General features: G+C 62.3%; 29 protein-coding genes. 12 read left to right on the top strand and 17 right to left on the bottom strand.

The window, feature by feature from the left end; all coding sequences use genetic code 11:
- Window positions 1-295: 295 nt before the first annotated feature.
- The gene (locus ACYVIA_RS10660) at window positions 296-1,933 is read left to right on the top strand and encodes an acyl-CoA synthetase (protein WP_460840597.1); all 1,638 of its coding nucleotides are present in this window, start codon (window positions 296-298) and stop codon (window positions 1,931-1,933) included.
- 158 nt (window positions 1,934-2,091) lie between these two features.
- On the top strand, window positions 2,092-2,463 hold the full coding sequence (locus ACYVIA_RS10655; RefSeq protein ID WP_460840596.1) for a twin-arginine translocation signal domain-containing protein: 372 nt from the start codon (window positions 2,092-2,094) through the stop codon (window positions 2,461-2,463).
- Between the two features lie 7 nt (window positions 2,464-2,470).
- Here ACYVIA_RS10655 and ACYVIA_RS10650 read toward each other — a convergent pair whose 3' ends face one another.
- Window positions 2,471-3,610, bottom strand: a complete 1,140-nt coding sequence (locus ACYVIA_RS10650; protein ID WP_460840595.1) for a methyltransferase — start codon at window positions 3,608-3,610, stop codon at window positions 2,471-2,473.
- Window positions 3,607-3,921 (bottom strand): hypothetical protein, encoded by a 315-nt coding sequence (locus ACYVIA_RS10645; RefSeq protein WP_460840593.1) that lies wholly within the window; start codon window positions 3,919-3,921, stop codon window positions 3,607-3,609. The genes ACYVIA_RS10650 and ACYVIA_RS10645 overlap by 4 nt, the downstream gene beginning before the upstream one ends.
- Window positions 3,922-4,048: 127 nt before the next feature.
- Between ACYVIA_RS10645 and ACYVIA_RS10640 the strand changes: the two genes are divergently transcribed.
- Together ACYVIA_RS10640 and ACYVIA_RS10635 are read left to right on the top strand one after the other, a co-directional pair.
- The gene (locus tag ACYVIA_RS10640) at window positions 4,049-5,911 is read left to right on the top strand and encodes a M48 family metalloprotease (RefSeq protein WP_460840592.1); all 1,863 of its coding nucleotides are present in this window, start codon (window positions 4,049-4,051) and stop codon (window positions 5,909-5,911) included.
- A gap of 162 nt (window positions 5,912-6,073) precedes the next feature.
- Complete coding sequence (locus ACYVIA_RS10635; RefSeq protein WP_460840590.1) at window positions 6,074-6,280, top strand: hypothetical protein; 207 nt, start codon at window positions 6,074-6,076, stop codon at window positions 6,278-6,280.
- Between the two features lie 84 nt (window positions 6,281-6,364).
- Here the strand turns inward: ACYVIA_RS10635 and ACYVIA_RS10630 are convergent, their stop codons facing one another.
- Window positions 6,365-7,492, bottom strand: a complete 1,128-nt coding sequence (locus ACYVIA_RS10630) for an ABC transporter substrate-binding protein (RefSeq protein WP_460840588.1) — start codon at window positions 7,490-7,492, stop codon at window positions 6,365-6,367.
- Between the two features lie 311 nt (window positions 7,493-7,803).
- Between ACYVIA_RS10630 and ACYVIA_RS10625 the strand changes: the two genes are divergently transcribed.
- Window positions 7,804-8,619, top strand: a complete 816-nt coding sequence (locus tag ACYVIA_RS10625; protein WP_460840585.1) for an acyl-CoA thioesterase — start codon at window positions 7,804-7,806, stop codon at window positions 8,617-8,619.
- A 13-nt stretch (window positions 8,620-8,632) separates the two neighbouring features.
- On the opposite strand, the gene ACYVIA_RS10620 is transcribed toward ACYVIA_RS10625, so the two are convergent.
- Together ACYVIA_RS10620 and ACYVIA_RS10615 are read right to left on the bottom strand one after the other, a co-directional pair.
- Complete coding sequence (locus ACYVIA_RS10620; RefSeq protein ID WP_460840583.1) at window positions 8,633-9,277, bottom strand: MBL fold metallo-hydrolase; 645 nt, start codon at window positions 9,275-9,277, stop codon at window positions 8,633-8,635.
- Complete coding sequence (locus ACYVIA_RS10615) at window positions 9,274-9,474, bottom strand: hypothetical protein (RefSeq protein ID WP_460840581.1); 201 nt, start codon at window positions 9,472-9,474, stop codon at window positions 9,274-9,276. The genes ACYVIA_RS10620 and ACYVIA_RS10615 overlap by 4 nt, the downstream gene beginning before the upstream one ends.
- A 221-nt stretch (window positions 9,475-9,695) precedes the next feature.
- Here ACYVIA_RS10615 and infA point away from each other — a divergent pair, with 221 nt between their 5' ends.
- Window positions 9,696-9,959, top strand: a complete 264-nt coding sequence (gene infA / locus ACYVIA_RS10610) for a translation initiation factor IF-1 (RefSeq protein ID WP_460840579.1) — start codon at window positions 9,696-9,698, stop codon at window positions 9,957-9,959.
- 33 nt (window positions 9,960-9,992) lie between these two features.
- Here infA and ACYVIA_RS10605 read toward each other — a convergent pair whose 3' ends face one another.
- A complete protein-coding gene (locus ACYVIA_RS10605; RefSeq protein WP_460840578.1) occupies window positions 9,993-10,247 on the bottom strand; it encodes a DUF1488 family protein in 255 nt (84 codons plus the stop codon).
- A 233-nt stretch (window positions 10,248-10,480) separates the two neighbouring features.
- Here ACYVIA_RS10605 and ACYVIA_RS10600 point away from each other — a divergent pair, with 233 nt between their 5' ends.
- Window positions 10,481-11,182, top strand: coding sequence for a glutathione binding-like protein (locus ACYVIA_RS10600; protein WP_460840575.1), 702 nt, complete (start codon window positions 10,481-10,483; stop codon window positions 11,180-11,182).
- Window positions 11,183-11,216: 34 nt separating this feature from the next.
- On the opposite strand, the gene ACYVIA_RS10595 is transcribed toward ACYVIA_RS10600, so the two are convergent.
- Together ACYVIA_RS10595 and ACYVIA_RS10590 are read right to left on the bottom strand one after the other, a co-directional pair.
- Entirely contained in the window at window positions 11,217-11,642 is a 426-nt protein-coding gene (locus ACYVIA_RS10595; protein ID WP_460841070.1) for an OsmC family protein, read from the bottom strand.
- Window positions 11,643-11,718: 76 nt separating this feature from the next.
- Window positions 11,719-11,979 carry a hypothetical protein gene (locus ACYVIA_RS10590; RefSeq protein ID WP_460840573.1) on the bottom strand — a complete coding sequence of 87 codons (261 nt, stop codon included), beginning with the start codon at window positions 11,977-11,979 and terminating at the stop codon, window positions 11,719-11,721.
- A 152-nt stretch (window positions 11,980-12,131) separates the two neighbouring features.
- Between ACYVIA_RS10590 and ACYVIA_RS10585 the strand changes: the two genes are divergently transcribed.
- Entirely contained in the window at window positions 12,132-13,490 is a 1,359-nt protein-coding gene (locus ACYVIA_RS10585) for a 3-oxoacyl-ACP reductase (protein WP_460840571.1), read from the top strand.
- Here ACYVIA_RS10585 and ACYVIA_RS10580 read toward each other — a convergent pair whose 3' ends face one another.
- The 3 genes from ACYVIA_RS10580 to ACYVIA_RS10570 form a co-directional block, all read right to left on the bottom strand.
- Window positions 13,491-14,789 carry an NAD(P)/FAD-dependent oxidoreductase gene (locus ACYVIA_RS10580; protein ID WP_460840568.1) on the bottom strand — a complete coding sequence of 433 codons (1,299 nt, stop codon included), beginning with the start codon at window positions 14,787-14,789 and terminating at the stop codon, window positions 13,491-13,493. It lies immediately after the preceding gene.
- 63 nt (window positions 14,790-14,852) lie between these two features.
- Entirely contained in the window at window positions 14,853-16,349 is a 1,497-nt protein-coding gene (locus ACYVIA_RS10575; RefSeq protein WP_460840566.1) for a homospermidine synthase, read from the bottom strand.
- Window positions 16,350-16,685: 336 nt separating this feature from the next.
- On the bottom strand, window positions 16,686-17,438 hold the full coding sequence (locus ACYVIA_RS10570; protein WP_460840564.1) for a metallophosphoesterase family protein: 753 nt from the start codon (window positions 17,436-17,438) through the stop codon (window positions 16,686-16,688).
- A 202-nt stretch (window positions 17,439-17,640) separates the two neighbouring features.
- On the opposite strand from ACYVIA_RS10570, the gene ACYVIA_RS10565 reads away from it, so the two are divergent.
- Entirely contained in the window at window positions 17,641-18,459 is an 819-nt protein-coding gene (locus ACYVIA_RS10565; RefSeq protein ID WP_460840562.1) for a nucleotidyltransferase family protein, read from the top strand.
- Window positions 18,460-18,610: 151 nt separating this feature from the next.
- Window positions 18,611-18,811, top strand: a complete 201-nt coding sequence (locus tag ACYVIA_RS10560) for a hypothetical protein (protein ID WP_460840561.1) — start codon at window positions 18,611-18,613, stop codon at window positions 18,809-18,811.
- A 175-nt stretch (window positions 18,812-18,986) separates the two neighbouring features.
- Here ACYVIA_RS10560 and ACYVIA_RS10555 read toward each other — a convergent pair whose 3' ends face one another.
- Window positions 18,987-19,235, bottom strand: coding sequence for a hypothetical protein (locus ACYVIA_RS10555; protein ID WP_460840559.1), 249 nt, complete (start codon window positions 19,233-19,235; stop codon window positions 18,987-18,989).
- 181 nt (window positions 19,236-19,416) lie between these two features.
- On the opposite strand from ACYVIA_RS10555, the gene ACYVIA_RS10550 reads away from it, so the two are divergent.
- Window positions 19,417-19,617, top strand: coding sequence for a hypothetical protein (locus tag ACYVIA_RS10550; RefSeq protein ID WP_460840557.1), 201 nt, complete (start codon window positions 19,417-19,419; stop codon window positions 19,615-19,617).
- Window positions 19,618-19,730: 113 nt separating this feature from the next.
- Here ACYVIA_RS10550 and ACYVIA_RS10545 read toward each other — a convergent pair whose 3' ends face one another.
- The gene (locus ACYVIA_RS10545) at window positions 19,731-20,606 is read right to left on the bottom strand and encodes a LysR family transcriptional regulator (protein WP_460840555.1); all 876 of its coding nucleotides are present in this window, start codon (window positions 20,604-20,606) and stop codon (window positions 19,731-19,733) included.
- A 116-nt stretch (window positions 20,607-20,722) separates the two neighbouring features.
- Between ACYVIA_RS10545 and ACYVIA_RS10540 the strand changes: the two genes are divergently transcribed.
- Window positions 20,723-21,130 carry a hypothetical protein gene (locus ACYVIA_RS10540; protein WP_460840553.1) on the top strand — a complete coding sequence of 136 codons (408 nt, stop codon included), beginning with the start codon at window positions 20,723-20,725 and terminating at the stop codon, window positions 21,128-21,130.
- 27 nt (window positions 21,131-21,157) lie between these two features.
- Here the strand turns inward: ACYVIA_RS10540 and ACYVIA_RS10535 are convergent, their stop codons facing one another.
- The 4 genes from ACYVIA_RS10535 to ACYVIA_RS10520 all read right to left on the bottom strand — a co-directional run bounded on the left by ACYVIA_RS10535 (window position 21,158) and on the right by ACYVIA_RS10520 (window position 25,074).
- On the bottom strand, window positions 21,158-22,006 hold the full coding sequence (locus ACYVIA_RS10535; RefSeq protein WP_460840552.1) for a ParB N-terminal domain-containing protein: 849 nt from the start codon (window positions 22,004-22,006) through the stop codon (window positions 21,158-21,160).
- 96 nt (window positions 22,007-22,102) lie between these two features.
- On the bottom strand, window positions 22,103-22,924 hold the full coding sequence (locus ACYVIA_RS10530; RefSeq protein WP_460840550.1) for an ABC transporter permease: 822 nt from the start codon (window positions 22,922-22,924) through the stop codon (window positions 22,103-22,105).
- Window positions 22,917-23,849 carry an ABC transporter ATP-binding protein gene (locus tag ACYVIA_RS10525; protein ID WP_460840548.1) on the bottom strand — a complete coding sequence of 311 codons (933 nt, stop codon included), beginning with the start codon at window positions 23,847-23,849 and terminating at the stop codon, window positions 22,917-22,919. The genes ACYVIA_RS10530 and ACYVIA_RS10525 overlap by 8 nt, the downstream gene beginning before the upstream one ends.
- Window positions 23,821-25,074 carry a nitrous oxide reductase family maturation protein NosD gene (locus ACYVIA_RS10520; protein ID WP_460840546.1) on the bottom strand — a complete coding sequence of 418 codons (1,254 nt, stop codon included), beginning with the start codon at window positions 25,072-25,074 and terminating at the stop codon, window positions 23,821-23,823. Before ACYVIA_RS10520 ends, ACYVIA_RS10525 begins: the two co-directional genes overlap by 29 nt.
- Window positions 25,075-25,297 lie beyond the last annotated feature (223 nt).

Below are 25,297 nucleotides of genomic sequence, written 5' to 3'. Positions count from 1 at the left end.
GTTTGTCAGCACGACGACAGCCGCAGGATTTAAAGTGTCGGCTTGGCAGGCTGTTGAGAAACGTAGCAAGCGGGCCGAGATTGGGACCGAGGAGCGCACGCGTACGCGTGGTACGCAGAGCACCGCAGGCCGCAGGATCGGTCCGCGCAGTAGTTTTTCAACAGCCTGTTCGAGCCTGTTTCGATAGAAAGCACCTTTGTGCCCGGTCGGCGCATATGGCGCCGGCGTCCTGCATGCCGGCGCGCTTCCTGTCGCAGCGGGCTCTTCTTGCTGAGTATGTCAACTGGAGAATGGAATGTCCGATATTTTCAATACAGGCCTGGACCGCAATGAAGCCAACTACACGCCGCTGTCGCCGCTGACGTTCATCGAGCGCGCTGCGAGTGTCTATCCCGACCGGCTTGCGATCGTCCATGGCGCTGTCCGCCGTACCTGGGCGCAAACCTATGACCGCTGCCGCCAGCTGGCTTCGGCACTCAGCGCAAAGGGCATCGGCCTGGGTGACACGGTTGCCGTCATGCTGCCGAATACGCCGCCGATGGTGGAAGCGCATTTCGGCGTGCCGATGACCGGCGCCGTGCTCAATACGCTCAACACCCGCCTCGACGCCGAATCGATCGCCTTCATGCTTGACCATGGCGAAGCCAAAGCCGTCATCGTCGACCGCGAGTTTTCCGGCGTGATGAAGGGCGCGCTGGCACTGTGCAAGAACAAGCCATTCGTCGTTGATGTCGATGACCCGGAATACACCGGCGCAGGCGAGCGCCTGAGTGGCATCGAGTACGAACAGTTTGTCGCCGGCGGCAAGGCCGACTTCGCCTGGTCGCTGCCGGCCGACGAGTGGCAGGCGATCTGCCTGAACTATACGTCCGGCACCACCGGCAACCCCAAGGGCGTGGTGTACCACCACCGCGGCGCGCTGCTCAATACCGTGTCCAATATCCTCGAATGGGACATGCCCAAGCACCCGGTCTACCTGTGGACGCTGCCGATGTTCCACTGCAATGGCTGGTGCTTCCCGTGGACGATTGCCGCCCGCGCCGGCGTCAACGTCTGCCTGCGCCGCGTCGACGCAGCGACCATCCTGAACCTGATCCGCGAACACAAGGTGACGCATTACTGCGGCGCGCCCATCGTGCACAGCCTGCTGCTGTCCGCTCCGGACGAGCTGAAGGCTGGCATCAACCACAGCGTCAAGGCGATGGTCGCCGGTGCTGCGCCGCCTGCTGCAATGATCGAAGGCATGGAGAAGATGGGCTTCGACATTACCCACGTCTACGGCCTGACCGAGGTGTACGGCCCGGCCGCGGTGTGCGTGAAGCATGAGGAATGGGATGCACTCGACATCGGCGAACGCGCGCGCCTGAATGCGCGCCAGGGCGTGCGTTACCACCTGCAGCAGGGCGTGACGGTGATGGATCCGGAAACGATGCAGCCGGTGCCGGCCGATGGCGAAACCATGGGCGAAATCATGTTCCGCGGCAATATCACGATGAAGGGCTACCTGAAGAATGAAAAGGCAACGCAGGAAGCTTTCGCCGGTGGCTGGTTCCACACCGGCGACCTGGCGGTGATGAATCCGGACGGTTATGTGAAGATCAAGGACCGCAGCAAGGACATCATCATTTCGGGCGGCGAGAACATCTCCAGCATCGAAGTCGAGGACGTGCTGTACCGTCATCCGGCCGTGATGTCGGCCGCGGTGGTGGCGAAGCCGGACCCGAAATGGGGCGAAACCCCCTGCGCGTTCATCGAAGTAAAGCCGGGCTCGACGGTCACGCCGGAAGACATCATCGCACACTGCAAGCAGCACCTGGCCGGATTCAAGGTACCGCGCAGCGTGGTTTTCGGCGAGGTGCCGAAAACGTCGACCGGCAAGATCCAGAAGTTCGCGCTGCGCAACCAGGTGAAGTCGTCGGATGCGCTGAAGTAGCAGGACTGTGCAGGGCTGAGGCAAGAGCGGCCGCACTTGCGGCCAGCTCGTCTTCAGTTCGTCATCGGTTCGTGCTTAGTCCGCAACAGGCAAGGGAAATCCGGCGGCATTCCGTCGCCGGGCGTCTGGTAACCTCACACTACTTGCAGGAGGTGACCATGGATCGGAGAAAATTCTTGTCGTCCGCTATCGCCGCGGCAGCCGGGATGCTTGTCGCCGGCTGCGGCGGAAGCTACTACGTCTCCGTACGCTATGACGAAGGCATCCTGATCGTCTACAACACCAGGTATCCGCGAGTCCCGCCGTATGTGGCGCAATACCAGCCGGGCATCGTCATTGCCGAAGCCGAACCGGGACAGATGAATGAAGCGGCCCTCATGCTCGACGACCTCGACCTGAGAGTACTGAGCCGGAACGACGCGAACCTCACGTTCGTCGTGCAGGTACCGGTCGGGTATGAGGAGCAGTGGCGGCGAGCGCTCATCGACCAACCCTCCATCCGCATGGCCTACCTGAGTGCGCCGTATTAATCTGCTTTTACCTTGGCTCGCTGCCGGGCGCGAGACGCCACAATGACGTGACTTCCGCCGCGCGCGCGGCGTGCAGGGGATCGCTGGCATCGGCTGCTTTGGGGTGGCGCGGGCGAATGTCGAGCCGGTCGATCACTTTCAAGCCGGCGGCATCGATCGCGGCCAGCAGTTCGTCGCGTGTGCGCAGGCCGAGATGTTCGGCGAAGTCGGACATGATCAACCATCCTTCTCCGCCCGGCTCCAGATGTGCCGCGAGTCCGCCGAGGAAGCCGCGCAGCATGCGGCTGTCCGGGTCGTAGACGGCATATTCGATCGGCGAACTCGGCCGCGCCGGCAGCCATGGCGGATTGCACACAATCAGCGGCGCACGTCCCTCCGGGAAGAGATCCGCCTGCTGCAGTTCAACCTGGGCCAGGAGCCCGAGGCGCTCCAGGTTCTCCCGCGCGCAGGCCAGCGCCCGCTGGTCCTGGTCGGTGGCCACGATGCGCGCAACGCCACGGCGCGCAAGCACAGCCGACAGGACGCCGGTGCCGACGCCGATATCGAAGGCCAGCTTCGCCGATGGCAGCGGCGCTTTCGCGACCAGGTCGACATACTCGCCGCGTACCGGGGAAAACACGCCGTAATGCGGATGGATGCGCGCACCGAGCGCCGGGATCTCCACCCCTTTCTTGCGCCATTCATGCGCACCGATCAGGCCCAGCAGTTCGCGCAGTGAAGCGACGTAGGGCTCGGCCGCGCTGCCGTAGGCTTGCTCGCAGGCGGCGTGCACATCCGGCGCTCGCCGCAGCGGAATCACATGGCCGGCATCGAATGGAATCAGCAACATGCCGAGCACGCGTGCGCGCTGGGCCAGCGCCTTGCGGTTGAGATGGAAGGCATCTGCAGGCGATGGCGGCACCACCGGCTTTTTCGCCTTGCGGTCGATGCGGCGTGCCAGCGCCTGCAGCAGTTGCCGCGCATTCTGAAAATCGCCTCGCCACAGCAAGGCCGTGCCTTCACATGCAAGCCGGTAGGCGGTGTCGGCGTTGATGCGGTCGTCGGCGACAGCGACGCGCTTTGGTGGCGGCAAGGCAGCTTCGGAGCGCCAGCGCGCACTACGCGTCTGCCCGCCTTCAGTCCAGGTAATGACGGGATGGTCGTTCATGGGCGTGCTTCCGTGCCACGGGATTGGCGCGACGTGCGCGCGCAGATTGGGGTGTTCAGATGCATCGGGTTTTCCGGATCAGGAGTGGCCAAGCGAGACAGTTGGCTTCCATATACTGGTTTTCCGCCGATATTGCCAGCATGTTTTTCGAAAACCTCTGTCGGGTGAGTGAAATGCACCGCCTCTTCACCCGCTTCTGCCGGGGGCTGCGCCGTCCCGGCATGCATCGCCGCATGGTCGCGCACTTCTCCGGCTTCTTTCAGCATCTGTTCGTAACAATTCGTCTTTTTCAGCGATTTACCTTCCTGCAAGCTTTAACATGCTGACTCTAATTGCTCAATAGACATTGCAGGGGTGATTCCCTACACTCTATTTCCTGCCACCAAAGCAATCGGCTTCTGCCTTGCTCGTTTTGCCCATCTATTTTTGTAAAACAAGATGACTAACGATCAGTTCCATTCCCTTGTGCTTCGGCTGGAAGAACGGGCCAGCCAGGACCCCTCCGGTTACAAGAAGCGTGTCATGGCGCTGGCGTTGCTCGGCAATGCCTATCTTGGCGCGATGCTGTTGCTGATCGTGCTTCTCTTCGCGGCATTGCTCGCGTCTGTCGTGGTGCTGAAAGCGCTTGGCGTGAAACTCGCGCTGGTCGTCGGCTTCTTCCTGTGGATGATCGTCAAGGCGCTGCATGTGAAAGTCGCCCCGCCGCGCGGCATGGAATTGCAGGCGAAGGATGCGCCGGAGCTGTTCGCGATGATCGCCGAGTTGCGGCGCCGGCTCGGCGCCCCGGCCTTTCATCATGTGCTCGTCACCGACGACTTCAACGCCGGCGTGGTGCAGGCGCCGCGCCTTGGCATCTTCGGCTGGCACCGCAATTACCTGCTGATCGGGCTGCCGCTGATGAAGGCACTGACTGTCGAACAGTTCCGGGCGGTGCTCGCCCATGAGTTCGGCCATCTCGCCGGCGGACACGGCCGCCTGTCGAACTGGGTCTATCGCCAGCGGTTACGCTGGAGCCGCCTGGTGCAGGCACTGGACGCGCATGAGAGCAAGGGCAGCGTGCTGTTCAGGCCCTTCCTCAATTGGTACGCGCCTTACTTCAGCACATATTCCTTCCCGCTCGCACGTGCCAACGAATACGAAGCCGATGCCGCTGCCGTGCGCCTCACGTCGCGCGAGGCCGCTGCGGAAGCGCTCACCAGCGTCAATGTGATCGACAGCTATCTCGGCGAGCGCTACTGGCCGAAGATCCACCGGCAGGCGGACGAGCTGCCGCAGCCCGGCTTTGCGCCGTATTCCGACATGGCGCACGGCTTGTCCACCGACATGGACGCGGCCTCCTCTCATGTCTGGCTGCAGCAGGCACTGGCACGCCAGACCACCGTGGATGACACGCATCCCGCACTGGCAGACCGCCTGAAGGCGATCGGTGCAACCGCCCGGCTTGCACCACCCGCGCCGGGTGAAGCGGCGGACCGCCTGCTCGGCGCGGCGCTCGAGGCTGTGACCGCGGCATTCGACCGGCGCTGGCGCGACAGCATCGAACCGGCCTGGCAGGAGCGCCACCGGGAGGTGCAGGAAGGCCGGCGCCGGCTGGCCGAGCTGGATGCGCTGCATGAAAGCGGCACGGCCCTCACATGGAAAGAAGCCTTCGAGCGCGCCGGGCTGACCGAAGGCATCGGCGGCAAACCGGACGCGGCACTGGTGCAATTCCAGGCCCTGCATGAGCAGGAACCGGACAACGCATGGATCAACTTCGGCCTCGGCTCACGCCTGCTTGCGCGCGGCGAGACCTCAGGCATCGCCATGGTTGAGCGCGCGATGCAGCTGGAGGAACAAGCCATTCTGCAAGGCTGTACCGCGTTGCGGGATTACTTCTGGCAGCGCGGCAAGGAAGACGAAGCGCGCTTGTGGCACCAGCGGCTGGTCGAGCGGACGCAGCTGCTTGATGCGGCAGAACGGGAGCGCAATTCGGTCCGCGTGAAGGACAAGTTCGAGCAACACGGCCTGGCGACGGAGGCACTGGAGGAGCTGCGGGTTCAGCTCCGGGCGATTCCGGGGCTGCACCGCGCTTACCTTGTGCGCAAGCAGGTACAGCATTTCCCGCAGAATCCCTGCTATGTGCTCGGCTTCAGCGCCTCCGGCATGCTGCAGCTGCATACCAAGCGCCGCGTTTCCGAGATGCTGCAAGCGATCCAGACTTCGGTCCGGTTCCCGGGCGAAACCTTGATCGTCAACGTCGACGGCGGCAATTATCGCTTTGGCCGCAAATTCCGGTGGATGCGGGGTGCGCGCATCCTGTAGTCCGGGGATGCTTGGTGAATATGCGCCTCCCGCGCCCGGAAAGCGGGATGAACTGAACAACAAGGAGCGCGATGAAGACGCTCGCGGTCAGTGCCAATCATGCCGAACTCGCTTTGAACTGCGGCCTCTAAGGGATTTGTGTGCCAAGGAAAGGAACGCACCATGCGCCAGACCAAGCCCAACCGCAGCAGGAACGAGTCGGTCCACGATCAGCAACGCGAAAAGCAGTCCGGCGACCAGCATCTGCTGCCTGAAGATGAACCCTCGCAAGACCCGCACCGGCCGCATCGCATGAGCCGGGAGGACATGCAAAAACTGCGGCCGGAGGAGCCGGAACGGCCGGACCAGGACAAACCGACTCAGCACTGACACGGCGCGATGCTGCAATAAAAAACGCCGCCGTTGAAAGCGGCGGCGTGACAGGATGGTGCGGTTTACGCGTGCTGCCGGCAATCAGTAATAAAGACGTGCGTTTGCGCCGATCACGCCAATGTCCAGGAAGTTCGAACCGCGGCGGTTGGTCGGACCGAAACTGATCGGATAGCCGCCCAGCTTGAAGTCTTCCATCGACATCAGCGCCTGCGTCACCTTCTCCGGCGTGGGCTTCGGACCTGCCATCTTGACTGCTTCCACGGCAAGACGGATGTTCAGGTAAACCTCGAAGTTCAGGGTATTTGATGCGACGCCTTTTCCGTAGGGCGACTTCAGGAAATTCTGAAAGTCCTTGGCCAGCGGCAACGTGGTTGAATTCGGGTTCGGCACGACCTGGCTGATACCGAGTCCGCGCACGCGCTTTTCACCCGCGATAGCCGCAAGGGTCTGCGCTGGCACATAGGACAGCGTGTAGATTTGTGCAGCACCTGTCGGTGCATCGTACTCCTTCATGAAACGGAACACCGCTTCCGGCACACCCATCAGGAAGATTGCCTGCGGCTTGGAGTCGCGGATTGCCTTTACGTGCGATGTGAAATCGGTTTCACCGGTCTTGTATGCCGTCTTGTTGATCAGTTCAAACTTGAAGTGATCGGCCGCCTTGGTGAGGCCCTGGATGATACCGGCGCCGAAAGGGTCGTCTTGGTACAGCACGGCGATGCGCTTCAAGCCGATCGTGGAAGTCAGGCGCACAATCTTCATGACTTCGTCGGTGTAGCTGGCGCGGGTATGGAAGATCTGTTCCGATCCCGGTCCACGGATGACATCCGCGCCGCTGAACACGCCGACCAGCGGCACCTTGTACCGATTCAACACGCCGGTCTTCATCAGCGCGCCGGTATTCGCGGTGCCGAGTCCATTGACCAGGGCAACGACGTTTTCCTTGACGATCACTTCCTCTACCAGCGCCGCCGTCTTGGCTGGTTCGTAGTGGTCGTCACGCATGACAAGCTTGAGCTTGTTGCCGTTGATCCCGCCCTTGTCATTGATCATGGAGATATAGCCCTCGGAGATCTTCATGCCATCCCCGGCCGTAGATGCAACCGGGCCGGTCAGGCCCAGGACGGACCCGATGGCGACCTCGCCAGCGTGGGCCAGGGTGAGCGCCGAAGCGGCAAGAGCAACGCAGAGTACTTTTTTCAAAAACATGTTGTCTCTCCTAAAGGAACCGCGGTTATTTATTATTGTGTGCGGAAGGGGTGCTGCAGCAGGGTGCGGCCTGCCAATAAAGGATACGCAAGAGCAAAAACCTGAGTAACTTTCACTCAACGCATTGTCAATCTAAACCGTTTTCCACCGAGAAAGTCTTCTAAAAGGTTGCAAAATGTAATTTTGCTTTAAAAAATCTTTTCTTTGGTCAACTTAAGACCGATTTTCCCCCTGCAGCACGTTTTCCGCAATGCGATTATCATGCAAATCGCACGGTCGTTCTTTTTTCGGCCGCTTTTTCCTGATATCCCATGAATTCTCCCGACCATCCCTTCGATCAAGCCATCCGCCTCGTCCGCAAGGACGACGGGACGCTGCACGGCCGCACATCCGGTTATTACTGGAACGCGATCTCTCCCTTTGGCGGCACGACCGTCGCCACGCTGCTACACGCGATGCTGACGCATCCGCAGCGGCTCGGTGACCCACTGGCGCTGACTGTCAATTTCGCCGGGCCGATCAAGGAAGGCGACTTCATTGTGCAGGTGTCGCCGGCGCGTACCGGCCGCTCGACGCAGCACTGGCAAATGGAGATCCGGCAGGAAGCCGATGAAGAACCGGCGATTACCGGCACCGCTGTATTTGCGGTGCGGCGCGACACCTGGTCGGACACCGAAGCGCGCTTGCCGGAGGTGACGCCGCCCGAGTCGCTGCCACGGCACCCCGCGCCGGCACGCGTGCCGTTCCTCGAAAGATACGACATGCGCTACGTCGACGGCGACCCGCTGCGCGGCACAGACGACAGCGCGACCCGATGCTGGATCGGCGACGTGCCGCCGCGCAAACTGGACTTTGCTTCGGTTGCCGCCTACTGTGACTCGTTCGTTCCCCGTCTTTTCGTGCGCAAGGGCGCACCGACACCGATCTCGACCGTCACGCTGAGCATCAACTTCCATGTCGACAGCGAGACGCTGGCGCAACAACAGGGACTGTTTGCGTTCGGCGCCGCGAAGGCAAATGCCTTCAACGGCGGCTTCTATGACCAGGAGGGACGCATCTGGTCGCGGGATGGCGCACTGCTGGCGACGACGCACCAGCTGGTGTGGTTCCGGGATCAGGCGCTATAGCGCCGAGCAATTCTTACCCGAAGCGCTTGTCTGCGACGAACGGATTGTGCGTGCGCTCGGCGCCGAAGGTCGAGGTCGGGCCGTGGCCGGGGACGAAAACGACGTCATCGCCGAGCGGCCAGAGTTTCTCGCGGATCGAGCGCACCAGCGTGTCGTAGTCGCCGCGTGGGAAATCGGTGCGGCCGATGGAGCCCTGGAACAGCACGTCACCGACGAAAGCGACGCGTTCGCCGCGATGGAAGAACACGACGTGGCCGGGTGTGTGGCCAGGGCAGTGCAGCACTTCCAGCGTTTGCGCGCCGAAGGTGACGGTGTCGCCATCATTCAACCAGCGGTCCGGCTCGAAGGCTTCGGCCGGCGGGAAGCCGACGCGGCGGCAGGCTTCGGCGAGCTGGTCGATCCAGAACTTGTCGTCGCGATGCGGCCCTTCGATCGGCACGCCGCATGCCTTGCGGACCTCGTCGGCAGCAGCGCAATGGTCCATGTGACCATGCGTGAGGAAGACTTTTTCCAGCGTCACGCCGAGCTGCTCGAGCGCTGCGCGCAGTCGCGGCAGCTCGCCGCCCGGGTCGACGAGCGCGGCACGCTGTGTTTCTTCACAGACGAGGATGCTGCAGTTCTGTTGATATGCCGTCACCGGCACGATGGCGCATTTCATGGTTGGGCAGGAAAAATCGGGTGGCGCCGAGGATAACACAGGGTGCGCACCGCGCCGGCCCGGTGCGGTGATGCATGCAGCGATGCGGTATAATCGAGCGTTTCGATGAGCGGGTTGCTTTCTGTTTCTTGAGTGAAACCCCAATCCGCATCTTCTCCTCGGCGCACGCATTGCACTCCCAGGTGCGCTAATTTCATTCAACCTTCCGTCTTGCTTCCTGACGCACGCTGCTGCGCCATCATTCAAGACCACACAACGTGCTCCTCGCGCGCGCGTCCGCCGGACAAGGCGGCGACAGCGAAATCGTGCCGTCCTGCCGTGGCAGACGGTGTTCTCCCGCAGCGGCCAGGCGCATGCCGGCCGGCGAAACAAGGCAGGCAGCCTGCAAGGGCCGCCGCTCTCACTACTGGAACAGTCAATGGCGAAAGAAGAACTTCTTGAAATGAATGGCCGGGTTGCCGAAGTGCTCCCCGATTCCCGCTTCCGTGTCGATCTCGACAACGGTCACCAACTGATTGCCTATACCTCAGGCAAGATGAAGAAGAACCATATCCGCATCCTGGCGGGCGATATGGTTTCACTTGAGCTGTCGCCTTACGATCTCTCCAAGGGCCGCATCACCTTCCGCCACCTCGAAAAGCGCGGGCCGTCAACGGGCGCGCCGCCGCATCGCCGCCGCTGATGGGCTGATTGGCTGATGCGACTCGTGTCCGGGTCAGCGGAAGCTGTCCGGGCCGATCAGCATCGGCGTACCAGGCACTCTCGCTGCCACCATCCGCCGCGCCACGCCATTGATGGTGGCTTCAAACGCGAGATACATTTCCATCGGCGCCTTCGCGCCGTTTTTCATTCTGCACAGCTTCAACAAGGCTTCCGTCGAAATCAGGCACTCCCGTTTTTCGGAGTCGACCCGTACGTAAAAAGCGATACCGTTGCCCGTCACCTGAGGTGGTTCGATGGGTAGAGTCATGATGTTTCCTTGGTGAGTACATCGGTCGATGAAAGATTTAGCCAAATGGCATCCATCGAGAATGCGCGCATGGCGAGGCAATAGCAAGCGATATCTTCGGATGCATGCGCTACCGCAATAGCGAGTAAATCCGTACGGCATTAGTAGAGGCTGCGCCTGCAAGCGATTGCAAGTCCGGTCATACTCATTGGCCGCATTCACGCCACCATCATTCAACAAGAACAGGAAGAACGATGATCGATCTCTATTACTGTGCGACGCCGAATGGCCACAAGATGACGATGTTTTTCGAAGAGACCGGACTGCCGTATCGGAAGATTCCGGTCGATATCGGCAAGGGAGAGCAGTTCGCACCGGAGTTCCTTGCGATCTCGCCGAATAACAAGATCCCGGCGCTGGTCGACCATGCGCCGCAGGATGGCGGCGCGCCGGTGACGCTGTTTGAGTCCGGCGCGATGCTGCTGTATCTCGCGGAGAAATCCGGCAAGCTGCTGCCGGCCGATCTGCGCGGTCGTGCCGAGGTGTTGAAGTGGCTGTTCTGGCAGGTCGGCGGACTGGGGCCGATGGCCGGGCAAGTCGGTCACTTCAATGTCTTTGCGCCGGAGAAGGTGCCGTATGCGATCGACCGCTATACGAAGGAAGTCAGCCGCCTGTACGGCGTGCTGGACAAGCAGTTGGCCGACCGCGAGTTCATTGCGGGCGAGTATTCGATTGCCGACATCGCCTGCTATCCGTGGATCGTGCCGCACAAGCCGCACGGGCAGGACATCGACAACTTCCCGCATGTGCGGCGCTGGTTCGAGACGATTGCGGCACGCCCCGCCACCATGCGTGCCTACGCGAACACCACCGACAGCTATTCCCGCACCGACAAGATGTCGGACGAGGAACGCAAGGTGTTGTTCGGGCAGAGTTCAGCGTCGTCCAAGACCTAAGGATTTGCCCAGAACCTGAACGGCCGGCAGCCGCTCAGGTTTCCAGTTTCGCGTCCAGCGTGATCTCGGCCTTCAGCAGACGGGATACGGGGCAGCCGATCTTCGCCTTGTTGGCGGCCGCTTCGAATTTTGCCTGGTCCGCGCCGGGGATTTTCGCCGAGAGGTCGAGGTGGATTTTGGTGATCGCGAAGCCGTCCTCCACCTTGTCGAGGGTGACGGTTGCCGTCGTGCGCAGGTTGTCCGCCGTCAGCCCGGCTTCGCCAAGCTGCGCGGACAGCGCCATCGTGAAGCACCCCGCATGGGCGGCGGCGATCAGCTCTTCCGGGTTGGTGCCGGTGCCGCTTTCAAAGCGGGCGCTGAAACCGTACTGCGTGTTGTCGAGGATGCCGCTTTGCGTGGAAATGCTGCCCTTGCCATCTTTCAGGCCACCGCTCCAGACGGCCGATGCGGTACGTTTCATGACGATTCTCCTCTCAAAAAAATCAGCTTGTTGATTGTTCTGCTCCATCCTGATTTCCTGCGGGCGACAGGCGACATCAGCGCGACCGGCGCTTCTTCTTGCGCGGCTTGGCCGGCGGCTGCAAAGCGCCGGTCCAGAACTCCGTCACTTGCCTGATGCCCTCATTCATCATCGCCGTTGCCTGGCGTTTCGCTTGCGCGGTGGCGCGGCTGCGCGCAGAACCAGCGACCGCGTTGGCACCGCTCAGCCACATGCTCAGCAGCGGATTCTTTTTGGTCCATGGATTTTTCATTGCATTGGCTTTCGTCGGCGTATGGCGGTTTGACAACCGCAGCATCAAACGTTCCGGCGTCTTGCGCGCAGTGTGGGTAACACGCCACGGCAAAATTTCTACCATGCAACGGGGCGCTACAATGTGCGCCCGATGCCTGAGCCATGCCTGAATGCCGGCGACACCTGCAGGCCATACACAACAAAGGAGCAACGCTGATGTCCGACCTGCTGATCAAACTGTCCAACAATTCGACCACCGCCGCCATCGTGAAGATGCTGGGCCTGCCGACGCCGGTGGAGCTCGCCCGAGCGGAGCGTGGTTATGCGGCGCAGCCGTTCGCGGGCAAGACGGTGCTGCTCGGCAGCGCGCCGAATGCCTACGCTTCGGGCAGCCTGCAATCCGCCGTGCGCGACGGCGGCGCCCAGCCGCTGCAGGCGCTGCCGGAGGATCCGAATGTGAAAGCCGACATCCTGATCATGGACGCGACCGGCTGCGCGACACCGGCCGATTACCGCGCGCTCTACGATTTCTTCCATCCCGTCATGCGTCGCATCGCGCGCAATGCCCGCGTGCTGATCACCGCCGCACTGCCGGAAGCGGAAAGCGATCCGGTCGCTGCGGCCGCTGCGCGCGGCGCGGAAGGTTTCAGCCGCTCGCTGGCGAAGGAACTGGGTAAACGCGGTGCGACCGTGAACCTCGCTTATGTCGCACGCGACGCGGTCGACCGGCTTGCGGGCGTCGTACGCTTCTTCTGTGGTGTGCAAACGACGTATGTGTCCGGCCAGGTTGTGCATGTCACCGCGCGCGTCGCCGCACCGGCGGCATTGCCGCTGCATGAAGCCCTCAAGGGAAAGGTTGCGCTGGTGACCGGCAGTGCACGCGGCATCGGCCGTGCCACGGCAGAACGGCTGGTGCAGGAAGGCGCGCAGGTGGTGTGCCTCGACGTGCCGGGCGCGGCCGATGCCTTGCGCGAGACCTGCGACGCGATCGGTGCCACACCGCTGGCGCTGGACATCGCCAGCGCCGACGCGCCGCGCCAGCTCGCCGATTTTTTCCGCGACAAGTTCGGCGGCGTCGACATCGTCGTGCACAACGCGGGCATCACGCGCGACAAGACGCTGGCGAACATGAAGGAGCACTTCTGGGACATGGTGGTCAGCATCAACTTCGCGGCGATTGCGGCAGCCGACAAGATGCTGATCGACGAGAACCTGCTGCGCGACGGCGGCCGCATCGTGTGCCTGTCGTCGATCAGCGGCGTGGCGGGCAACTTCGGCCAGACCAACTATGCGGCCACGAAGGCGGCGCTGATCGGCTATGTCGCCGCGCAGGCGCCAAAGCTCGCTGCGCGCGGCATCTGCATCAATGCGGTGGCGCCGGGCTTCATCGAAACCGCGATGACCGATGCGATGCCATTCATGACGCGCGAACTGGGGCGGCGACTGAATTCGCTGAGCCAGGGCGGCAAGCCGCGGGATGTGGCGGAACTGATCACCTTCCTGAGCACGCCGGGCGCGTATGGCATTTCCGGCGACACGATTCGCGTCTGCGGACAGGGATTGGTGGGCGCCTGATTACAGCAAGTCGCGCAGCTTGTAGTACATCACGCCCAGCGCGACCGCAGGCTTGCGAATCCACGCACCGCGCGGGAACGGCGCATGCCGGATGCGGGTGAGCAGGTCGAAGCGCTCCGCCTGTCCCGCCACCGCTTCCGCGACCAGTTTTCCGGCCATGCCGGCAAGCGCAAGGCCGTGGCCGGAGAAGCCCTGCAGGTAATAGATGTTGTGGCCGATGCGGCCGAAGTCCGGCGCATGGTTGATGGTCGCATCGACGAAGCCGCCCCATGCATACGGCACCGACAGGTCGGACAGCTGCGGGAAGACTGCCAGCATGCGCTCTCGCACATGTTCGACGAGGTTGGGCGGCGTCGCGCCGCTGAAGGCGTCGGCGCCGCCGAACAGCAGGCGGTGATCGGCGGTGACGCGGAAATAATCGAGCACGAAATTGTTGTCTGACACCGCGGCGCGATGGCGGATCAGCGTATCGGCGCGCTCCTTGCTCATCGGCTCGGTGGCGATGATGTAGGTGCCGACCGGGATGATGCGGCGCATGAGTTCCGGTGCGATGGTGCCGCCGAACTGGTCGAGGTAGACATTACCGGCCAGCACCATGAAGCGGCAGCCCAGCTCGCCATGCTGCGTCCTTGCTACCGGATGCTCGCCGCGCCTGACCTCGATGACCGGCGAATTCTCGTAGATCTGCACGCCGGCCGCACGGGCGGCATCCGCCATGCCGAGGCAGTATTTCAGCGGATGCAGGTGGCCGGAACGCCGGTCATAGGCGCCGCCGTGGAATTGCTCGCTCGCGATCCAGTCGCCGATGTCGGCGTCGGCGATCGCCTGCACCGGATAGTCGTAGATGCGGGCAAGATGCTCGATCCATCCGTTCAGCGAGCGCGCCTTCCTTGCCGTCGTTGCCAGCGTCATGTAGCCGGACGTGTAGCCGCAGTCGATCGCGTGCCTGCGGATCCGGTGCTGCAGCAGGTCCATCGCTTCGACCGAGATGTCCCAGGCCCGTTTCGCATCCGCAGGCGACAGCTGGCGTTCGATCGCAGCCTGCCCGGCGTAGCCGACGATCACCTGCCCGCCGTTGCGCCCGGATGCGCCCCAGCCGATGCTGCGCGCTTCCAGCAGCACCACCGAATAGCCGCGCTCGGCCAGTTCCAGCGCCGCCGATATGCCGGCATAGCCGCCGCCGACGACGCCGATGTCCGCATTGACCCGTCCGTGCAAGACGCCGCGCGCCGGCGGCCGTGCCACGCTGGCCTCGTAGTACGAATTCTCGTTCAGCCCTGTTTCTTTTTTCAGCAGCACAAAAGATTCCTGATGTTGTCTGCATCGCCTCCCGAGGCGGACACGGCGGGCAGCATGGAGCGCTTACATCACGCGGAAGTTCTTGAACTGCCACGGATCGTCGCGGTCGATGTCCTCGGAAAACAGCCTTTCCCTGCCCTGCAACGGCGTCCAGTCGCCATAGACGCCGACGAGCTCCCCCAGGTACGGCTTCGCAATCTCGAGTATCTCGCGCGGGTCGAGGTCGTCCGGCTCCACCACATCGGCGCGCGGATTGCGCAGCGCCCAGACAATGCCCGCCAGCACGCCGGCCACCACCTGCAAACTGGTCGCATTGTTGTACGGTGCAAGCGCGCGTGCCTGCTCGATGGACAGGCGCGAGCCATACCAGTACACGCCCTTCGGGTTGCCCATCAGGAGCACGCCCAGCTCATCGATGCCGGACACGATATCGTCACGGAGGATGCGCTGCGCGAGCTGCGGTCGCCAGTTGCGCCCGGCCAGTTCATGGATGGACATCACCGCGTCGTCGCACGGGTGGTAGGCGTAGTGCACGGTCGGGCGGTACAGCACATCGCCGCCAGTCCGTTCGTTGTCGCGCACCGTAAGGTGATCGGCAATCGAAATTGATTCGCTGTGCGTGATCAGGAAGCCGTGATACGGCCCTTCCAGCGGCGTCCAGCTGCGCACGCGCGTCGCTGCGCCCGGCCGGTTCAGATAGATCGCCGCACCGGAGCCAAATGCGTGGCGCGCGGCATCCGCCGGCCAGTGGCGCTCATGCGTGCCCCACCCCAGCTCCGACGGCTGCATGCCTTCGCCGATGAAACCGGCAGTCGACCAGGTATTGATGAACTCTCCGCGCCGCTTGCGCCGGGCGCCGGCCTGCGTGTCGCGCTCGGCGATATGGATTACCTTGATGCCGAGCCGTCGCGCCAGTCCGGCCCAGTCGGCATGGCCGGCGTGGTGGGTGTGGTCGGCGTCGCCGGTGTGATGTTTCGGGCCACTGAACGCAATGCCGTTGTCGGCAGCCATCTTCAGCAGCGCCTGCTTGACGAACAGCGAGGCCAGCCCCGGGTTGGCGCCGCAGGTGACGACAGCCGTCGGCGCCGGCTTCCCGGCCGGCGAGGTGTTGCGCATGCGCAGTGCCAGCATGTCTTCGCGCAGCGCGTAATTGGAGCGCTCCGACGCCGGGCGCGCCGCATCCATATAGCCGCCGGCCCACGGCTCGATGCAGGTGTCGAGGTACAGCGCACCGCGCTCGCGGCACAATTCCACCAGCGCCTTGCTGGACACATCGACCGACAGGTTGAGCAGGAAGTCGCCCTCGCCGAGCAGCGGCTCAAGTTCCGCACGGTAGTTCTCCACCGTGAGCGGCAGTACCTTGAAGCTGACATGGAACTCGCGCGCGATGCCGATGCCGTCGTCAGCTGCGGAAATGATGCGGATCTGTTCCGGATGGATATCGAGATGCCGCAGCAAGACCGGCAGGACGGCCTGCCCGATGCTGCCGAAACCGACCATGACCATGTGGCCGGAAAAGCGTGCGTATTTGGCGTACTGTGTCATCTTGTCCAAATCCACTTTTGTTCTTCTCCGCTGACCGGCGCGCACGCGCATTCAGCCGGAAGCGACGGTGAATGGCGACAAGGTCATCGGTATTCGAAAGCAACAGAATGTTGATTTGACACACCGATGCCGGCGCGGTTGCATGTACCTGTTGCCGCTCATGGAAGGATAGCCTTCCCAATGCTGCAGTTCGCCGCAGGACGATGACCGAAGCATGCCTGTTCTGCACGGCCAACTTTTGCGCCGCAAACAACGGGCGCCAATTTCCGCTTGACCGGCATCAGTGCCTTGAAGGGCGCCGCCCGCAATGACATGTGGAATTGTCAGCGTTACATAGATGGCTTGCCGTAATTACACGGTCTCCGCCTCGGTTTTGGGGATTTCGATGATCCGAAACGGCGGCCTGTCCGTGAAGGAGCGCTGCAGCAACGGCTTGGCCACGTTATAGACCGGGATGTTGTTGACGGTCTTTCCTTCAGGGAAGCCACGGTGCGCATGGCCGTGCAGCACGACATTGACCGGGTAGCGCAGCAAGGGATCTTCGAGGCGGCTGGTGCCAAGGAAAGGAAAAATTTCCACCGGCTCGCCCTTTACCGTACCTTCGATCGGCGAGTAGTGCAGCATCGCGATGCGCTGCTGCGTGCGCAGCTTGGCCAGCGCCGACTCCAGCTTCAGTGCCTCCTGCACCGCTTCGTTGACGAAGTGCTTGATGATGGTTTCGCCCCACGGCCCCAGCGCGCCACGGCCGTAACCACCGGCGAATCCCTTCACGCCGACGATGCCGACGCCATGCACTTCGCAGGCTTCCCCGTCGAGCACCCGCACGCCGGCCTCGGTCAGGATGCGCTGCACCTCGTCCTGCTTGCCAGATTCATAGTCGTGGTTGCCGAGCACCGCGACGATGGGAATGCGTGCGGCGGAAAGTTCTTCCACCAGCACATGGGTTTCTTCCGGCAAGCCGTAATCGGTCAGGTCGCCGCACAGCAGCAAGGCGTCGGCCGCTGCAGCTGCCTGCGTAAAAAAGGGACGCAGGCTGCCTGCCGATTCCTTCCTGCAATGAATGTCGCCGACTGCGGCAAAACGAATTATTTCTTGTGATATCACGTTGTGCTCCTGTTTGTGATCGCGGCGCGCATGGTCGTTTTCTGCAGTGTCGTTGTCTTGCTCCGCGATGCATCCCATGCGTGTAGTGACAATGCTTGCGTGGCATAAGTTTTGCTGATTCGTAGAACTTGTTTCATCAAACAAAGGGCTTGCGTACCGTTTGATGAATTCAGTCCCATGTCATGTATCTGGAAACCGGACCATGCAAAATCTGAACGCGACATTGCCGACCGGCGTTGAACCCGATGGCGATACCACGGCCTTTTACCGGCATGTGCTGGAAGTGCTGAATGCCTCGGCGCTGCCCTACCTCGTCGGCGGCGCCTATGCGCTCAACCGCTACACCGGCATCAACCGCCACACGAGGGATCTCGACATCTTCATCCGGCGCAGCGACTACGAGCGCATCAGCGCGGCGCTGGCCGAGGCGGGCTACGAGACGGAGCTGACGTTTCCGCACTGGCTGGGGAAGATCCACGCCAATGGCGTGTACATCGACCTCATTTTCAGTTCGGGCAATGCGATTGCCGAGGTCGACGATGCGTGGTTCGCGTTTTCCGCGCCCGCCGAGGTGCTGGGCATCCCGACCCGGATCTGCCCGGTCGAGGAAATAATCTGGTCCAAGGCCTTCATCATGGAGCGGGAGCGTTTCGACGGCGCCGATGTCGTACATCTGCTGCGCAGCTGCGGCGGACAAATCGACTGGCAACGGCTGTTCCGCCGCTTCGAGCCGCACTGGCGCATCCTGCTGGCGCACCTTGTCATGTTCGGCTTTGTCTATCCCGCCGAACGTGGCCTCGTGCCGGTAGCGATCATGGATGAATTGATGGAGCGCCTGCGCCGGGAAACGCACTCGCCGGCGCCGCAGCAGGACCTCTGTCTCGGCACCCTCTTGTCGCGGGAGCAATATCTGAATGACATCGACGCGCAAGGCTTGCAGGACGGGCGAGTCGTTCCTTTGGGAAATATGACGAACGATGACGTGTCGATCTGGACTCAGGCGATCCCGGATCGCAGCTAAAGCTTCTTATGTGTTTGCAATGACCATCATGGCGTAACGTCAACGATTCCGTTGTTACGATTTAAGTCTTTCTTCTCGGGAACAAATGCGATCCGCGCTCAGTCTATGAGCGTGCTCGACTAAATTTTTTCCCAACGACAGGTTATATGCGATGAAGTGGTATTACGAATGGAGACTGCACCGGGTCCAGGCAGAGATTTCCGCGCTGCAGGAACTGACAAAGGCAAAGCTGAAGGATGACTATACGGGTCATTCGCGGTTGCGCGTGCTCACGCGCGTCGCCGGCAGCCTGCAGCAACGGCTCGCCAAGTATCCCGGCTATTCGGCAGGAGAGGAAACGAAGCAGGCATAAGCATGCCGGCTTCCTCCCGTCTGCGTCGGCCGGTACCCCAACCGGCGCAAGCGGGGCCAGGCCTTGCCTCTTGCCGGCCAAGCAAGCTGACAGCCCGACGGCGTCAGTGTGCAAGGCGTGCGTGACAGGCAAGACCTGGCCCCGTTGATTTTCATGCTTCCTGTTTTGGCAAGGGCTATGCGCCGCGCCCGCGTTCCTTCGAGAAGGTGCCTTCCTGCAGGCTCACGCGCGGATTGCCGGGAACGGTGCCGCCGCCCTGGCGTGACACCAGCAGCAATGCGTACTCCTTCATTGCCGCATCCTGTTCCTCGTCGCTCATGTCGCCCCAGCGCTTGCCGCGCTGATGCGCGATGACTTCCTCCACGGAAAACTCGACCGAGCTGTCCATCTCGTCGCCCTGGATTGTTGCCTTGATGCTGTCCATGATCGTCCTTTCATCCGTCAAGCTTCATCACGTGTAGAAACCGCCTGCAGCGGACGGTTCCCGCATCGGCATGAAGAGAAAGGATGGCAAGCGAAAGGCATGCCGGATTGGAACGGTTCCGACTGAACTGTTGCCGCAATCTGTACTCTATCCGTACCAGCAACGTACCTGGAGGCAGGATATGCACGTAGAACTCATTTACCGCCAGCCTGACGGCACGCAAACACTGCTTGGAGTCCACAACCTGTCCGACCTGCCGCCGCTCGGCAAACGGTTCGAACTCGACGACAGGGAATACATCACGGAGTCCTACGGCGGCCCGGATGCGGAGGGACGCTATCGTCTGTTCCTGGAAGACGAGCTGGACGAAACAAGGCACTGACGCACGACATGCGCGGCAGCTGGTTTCGCGCCAGAGATGGGATTGCGGCATGTTTTTGTCAAGGCATGATTCTGCCGCACGCCGTCGCACGCGATCGCACTCCTTTCGACGGATCAAGACAAGCGCCGATGCGTACCGACTGACGTGTTGGCGGGTTGATTGGCCAAAGCCTCCGCCAGATTCCGGGCCAGGTCGACCATATCAAGATCCGTTGCAGGACAAGCGAGACCAACGCGGCGCTTCAGACCGCTGTCATGCCGCAGCGGGCGCGTGATGACATTTTGCAGCCCATCGCTGTGGGATTCCGGCACCACCGCAATGCCGATACCGAGCTCGACCAGTCCGAGTACCGCCTCTTCGCGCACTGCTGATGCCACGATGTCTGGCTTGATGTGCTGCCGCGTCAGCATTTGCGCAAACAACGCGTTCAGCGCGCAGTAAGGCCGCTCGATGAACGGCACCTGATGCAAGTCGGTGAGCTCCAGATGCGGCTTCAGACGCAAGGGATGCGCCTCCGGCATCAACACGACGTAATCCTCTTCCCACAACCACTGCACCCATTCGTTCTCGCGCTTGTAGTCTGCCGAGAGGAGCTTCAGGTCGAACCCGTCATCCTGCTGCGTGACTTTCAGCCGCACGCCGGGTACCTGCCGATAGAGCGCCTCGATCAGCGGGCCGGCGCGGCGCACCGGCATGTCGTCCTGGATATGCAGGCGGATTTCCCGCTGGGGCGCAGTGCGAAAGCCCTGCACGATGGCGGCAGAATCCGCCAGCAAGCCCTTTGCCCGTGGATAAAGCCGCTGGCCGTCAGCGGTTGGCGTCATGCCGTTCTTTGCACGGTCGAACAGCCGCACGCCAAGCGTGTGCTCCAGGTTCTGGATTGCGGTACTGATGGAGGGCTGCGCAATGAAACAGCGCCGTGCTGCGGCGGTGACGGAGCCTTCTTCATAGGCGGCAACGAAATACTTCAGGGTTCTGAGGTCGAACATGGCGGCCATCCATAGGAATTTTATCGTCCAACCACATTAACAAAATATTATGCCTATTGCTTGAGCCTCGTTACAGTGTCCTCTCCATCCCACACGACAGGAGAACACGGATGCTCATGCAAACCGAAACCCAAACGATCGATACCCTGCTGCGTGCGTTCGAGCGCGGCGATGGCGCCAGCCTGTTTGGTTTGATCGATGACAACATCGACTTTCGCATCGATCACTATCAGGACGACGCAGATGTCGCATGGCAAAAGGCGACCAACAAGACCGAGATGCTGGCACTGCTGCAGCGCCTCGGCACAGACGTCTTTCCGAAGGGAACGAAGATGATCGAAGTCAGCAGCAATCCGCTCGGCGGCGGTTGGGTGCTGACCAAACTGCACCAGCAGTTCTACTACGGCGTGCAGGCGCAGGATGTGGAATCGGCCACGTGGATCATCAGCCACAGCAAGGATGGTCGCTGTGATTATTTCCGGGAGACCGTGACCAGTGTGCTGCCGCTGTCGCCGGCCGCCTGAGTCAGCGAGGCAGCGGCTGGGCGGCTGCTATGCGGCCTGCCGCGCCTCTTTCAACGCGATGGTCAGCGCCACCACTTTCGCCCTCAGCGCCGCGTTTTCCGCATGCAGCGCCTCGAACTTCGCACGCAGTTCATCCGGATCGGTCGGAATCTCGATCGGTTCTGCCGGCACCTCTGCGCGGGGTTTGGGCGGCGACTTCGCTTCACGCACCTGGCGCGCCACCTGTTGCAGTTCCTTTTTTCCGCCGCTGACTGCCGCCACCTGCTGCTCGCCCGGCAAAGTCGCAACGGCTGCGGCGGCATTCAGCGAAATCGTGCCAGCGCGCACTGCTTCCACCAGTTCCGGCGTGGCGGTTTTCTGGATCTTTTCGATACGGCTGACCGCATTGCTGCTGATGCCGGCGATCTTCGCGACTTCCTCGCGGGTGGCGAGCGGCGGCTTCGGTGATTTCGTCGATTGCGCCGATTTCGCGGCCTGCTCCGGTGCCTGACCGTCTGCAGCCGGCGCGTCTGCCGGTGCTGCGTCCGGTTCGCTGTCCTGCTGCGCCTTCGCGCGCTCGGCGAGGATCGCCTTCTTGCGCAGCGCCAGCATGCCGCGCTGGAAATCCGACACGCTGCGTCGCGCGAGCTGGTTGTCGATCATCCACAGCATCACGTCGTCGATGCTGGCAAAGCGGTCGTTCTGCACCGTCCTGAATTCGATGCCGTGCTTGCGGCAGATGTCGTAACGGTTGTGGCCGTCGATCAGCACATCGCCCCACAGCACCAGCGCATCGCGGCAACCTTCCGCCAGCAGGCTGCGCTCCAGCGCCTCGTATTCGTAGGGGTTCAGCGGGTCGATGTAGGCCCGCAGCTCGTCGTTGATCTTGATGTCCATGCCGGTATTGCGTTATCTGCCGCGAAAACTGCCGCGAAAAGCGTGGCATTGTACCGGCTGATGCCGGCATGGGAAACTTGACGATCCGCCATCGCGCTAGCGAAAGCGCCAGCAGGCAAACGAAAACGGCATCACGATCCAGCCGAGCATGATGCCGGTCAGCACCAGCGGGTCGGTCAGCCGTTCCGGCATCACGGTAGCGAGACCGTACATGGTCTGCACCTGTTCGGAACTGAAGATGTTCAGCAGGCGGAACACGTCGGCGGGATTTAACATCAGCAGCGTGCCGAATACCGCGCTGCCCAGGTTACCCTGGCTGAGCACCAATGCGCCGGTCAGCAACAGGTCGAAGATCAGCACGAAGAAGAACCACAGCGCGATGGCGAGGCCCGACGCGCGCATGCGGTCGGCGGCCAGCACCGAGATCAGCAGCGACACGCTGAGGAAGGCCATGCCCATCAGGATCGCGGACAGGACGAAGCCGAGATAGTGGTACAGGTCTGCCATGCCGAGCTGCGACGCCATCGGCAACAGCCCGGCGCCAAAGCCGACCACCGTCGAGACCGACAGCGCCAGCGCAAGGCCGAGGTACTTGCCGAAGAGGATCTCGAAGCGGGTGATCGGCATCGACATCAGCAGTTCAAGCGAGCCGCGCTCGCGCTCGCCGACGATGGCGTCGTAACCGAGGATCAGCGCAATCAAGGGCACGAGGTAGATCACCAGGCTGACCAGGCTGGCAATCGTGACGTCAATGCCGCGAAAGCCGACAGAGCCCTGCTGGGCGGAGCCGAAATAGGCAATGGCCAGCGCAAACAGGGAGAAGATCACCGCCACGGCCAGTACCCAGAGGTTGCGGATGCGGTCGCGGAATTCCTTGCTGGCGATGATGCGCACCTGCGCCAGATCGATATTAGTCATGCTCACCTCCGTATCCGAAGAACAGGTCTTCCAGTGTCGGCTCATGCACGACGATATCGCGTACGGCGTTGCGCATGCCCGTCAGCAGATGCAGCACGTCGATCTTTCGCGCCGCCGGGCAGTACACCTTCACCACGTCGTCCTGCGTGCCGGTCTCGATCTGCAGCGTCACGTCGGACAGCGCCGCGAGCGCTTCACGCACCTGGACGAGGCAATCGGGCTGCACACTGGCTTCGATGGTGGAAGGCAGCACCAGTTGCGAGCGCAGCTGGGCGAGCGTGCCTTCGGCGGTAATCTTCCCGCCGCTCAGGATCACCAGCCTGTCCACCCGTTCCTGGATCTCGGCCAGGATGTGCGAGGTAATGATGATGGTCGCACCGCGCGACTGCGCATCGCGCAGGACACGATAGAACTCGTGGATGCCTTCCGCATCCAGTCCGTTGGTCGGTTCGTCGAGGAAGATCAGGTCCGGCTTGCCGACCAACACCTGCGCAAAGCCGAGGCGCTGGCGCATGCCCTTGGAGTAGCCGCGCACGCGACGGTGCATCGCATGCCCGAGGCCGACGCTGTCGAGCACCGGTGCGCACTCTTCGCGCGGCACCCGCTTCAGGTCGGCGAACAGGTGCAGCACTTCCAGCCCGGTGAGGTTGTCATAGGTGACAAAATTCTCGGGCAGGTAGCCGATGCGTCGCCGCACGTCGCGGAAGTTGCCGTTGCCTGCGAGTGCGCCGTTGATGCTGATCGTGCCGCTGCTCGGCGCGATCAGCCCGAGCATCAGCTTGAACAGCGTGCTTTTTCCCGCGCCGTTGTGGCCGATCAGGCCAAACATCTCGCCCTGCGCCACCGAGAGGCTGACATTGTCCAGCGCCCGGACATCGCCGAACTGCTTGCTGATGTTACTTACCTGGATGGGAACGTTTTTCACTCCACTTTCTCCACTCCGGATTCCACGGGACCATGCGCGGATTCTTGTCCACGATGCTCGGCGCGCGCAGGATCGGGAATTGCCGCGCCACGAAACGCAGGGTCTGTATTGAAGGACTCGTCAGCAGCAGCTTGAGCAGCGGGTATTGCCAGTTCAGCCGGTCCACCACGTCGTTGGCTTCGTACAGCACATCGCCCTTGCCGTCGCCGTTCTGGTCCCAGCCGCTGTAGTTGCTCCAGTAATTGCCCTTGGCCTTGCCCCACTCGACGTCGCGCGACGCGACGTACTTGATCTGCTGCCGGTTGTCGATGAAGTCGTTGCCGTCCACCTTGTTGTTGGCCGAGCCGGCCGCAAGGTGGATGCCGACCTCATTGCCCGCGACGAGGTTGTCGCTCAGCGTGTTGTACTCGGCGTCGTAGATGAAGAAGCCGCGCCCGTTGTCGGCGACCGTGTTTTTCTCGATCACCGAATCCTGGATCGTGCGCAGCATGATGCCGTGGTCGGTGTTGCCCCACGCGATGTTGTTGCGAACCGTCAGGCTGCGCACTTCCATCAGCGCCAGGCCGCCACGGTTGAGGTAGACCTCGTTGTTCTCCCACACGCTGTGGTGGGTGTTCATGTAGTGGGTGCGGTAGCGCAGGTTGTGGATGCGATTGCCGCGAAAGAGCACATTGCGCGACCAGTCGACATAGATGCCGTCGCGCGCATAACTGATGTGGTTGTCGACGACCTGCGCGTCGGTGACGTTGTAGACCTGGATACCGTTGCCGCGCGCCGGCGACATCAGGTCGCGCCGGCCGGTGACGGTGTTGCGCTCGATGCGCGCATCGTCGGACCCTTCCAGCCAGATGCCGAACAGGTTGAAGACGACGTCGCAGTCCTGCACCACCGGCCGGTCGGAATTCGGCTGGATATAGATGCCCGAATTCTGCGCGGTCTGGTCGATGCCGCTGTCACGCACGATGAAGCCCTGGATGGTGACGTCGGGCGCGCGCACGCGGATCACGTCGCCGGTGAAGCCGCCGCGTATCGTGGGCCGGTTGAGGCCCTTGAGCACCAGCGGCTTGTCGATCACCAGCCGCTCGGCATAATCGCCGCGCTCAACCTCGACGGTGTCCCAGGGTGCGGCCGCGGCGATCGCTGCCGCAATCGACTCGCCCGGCTTGACCGTGTGGACCGCGCTCCAGGCTGACCCCACCGGCATGGCCAGCAGCGCTGTCAGCATGCAGGCGGCAGCGAGCGCCGCAGCCTGTCTCCTCGACGTGGTGGGCGCGGGCCTGCGCACATCCTTTTCCGCTGCCGTCCCTGCTGACACATTTACCCCGCCTTCGTCGCCAGCTCAGCCGTTTTCTCGGAGAGGTTGCGGCGCACGCTCTCGAGCGGAATGAAATAGCCCTTCGCATCGATGGCGGTGAGCGGCAGGCCTTCGCGCTCGCGGTGCTTGCGCT

The organism is Noviherbaspirillum agri, from assembly GCF_054780595.1.
The sequence above is the reverse complement of the archived record's forward strand: the minus strand, read 5'-3'. Positions and strand labels throughout refer to the sequence as shown.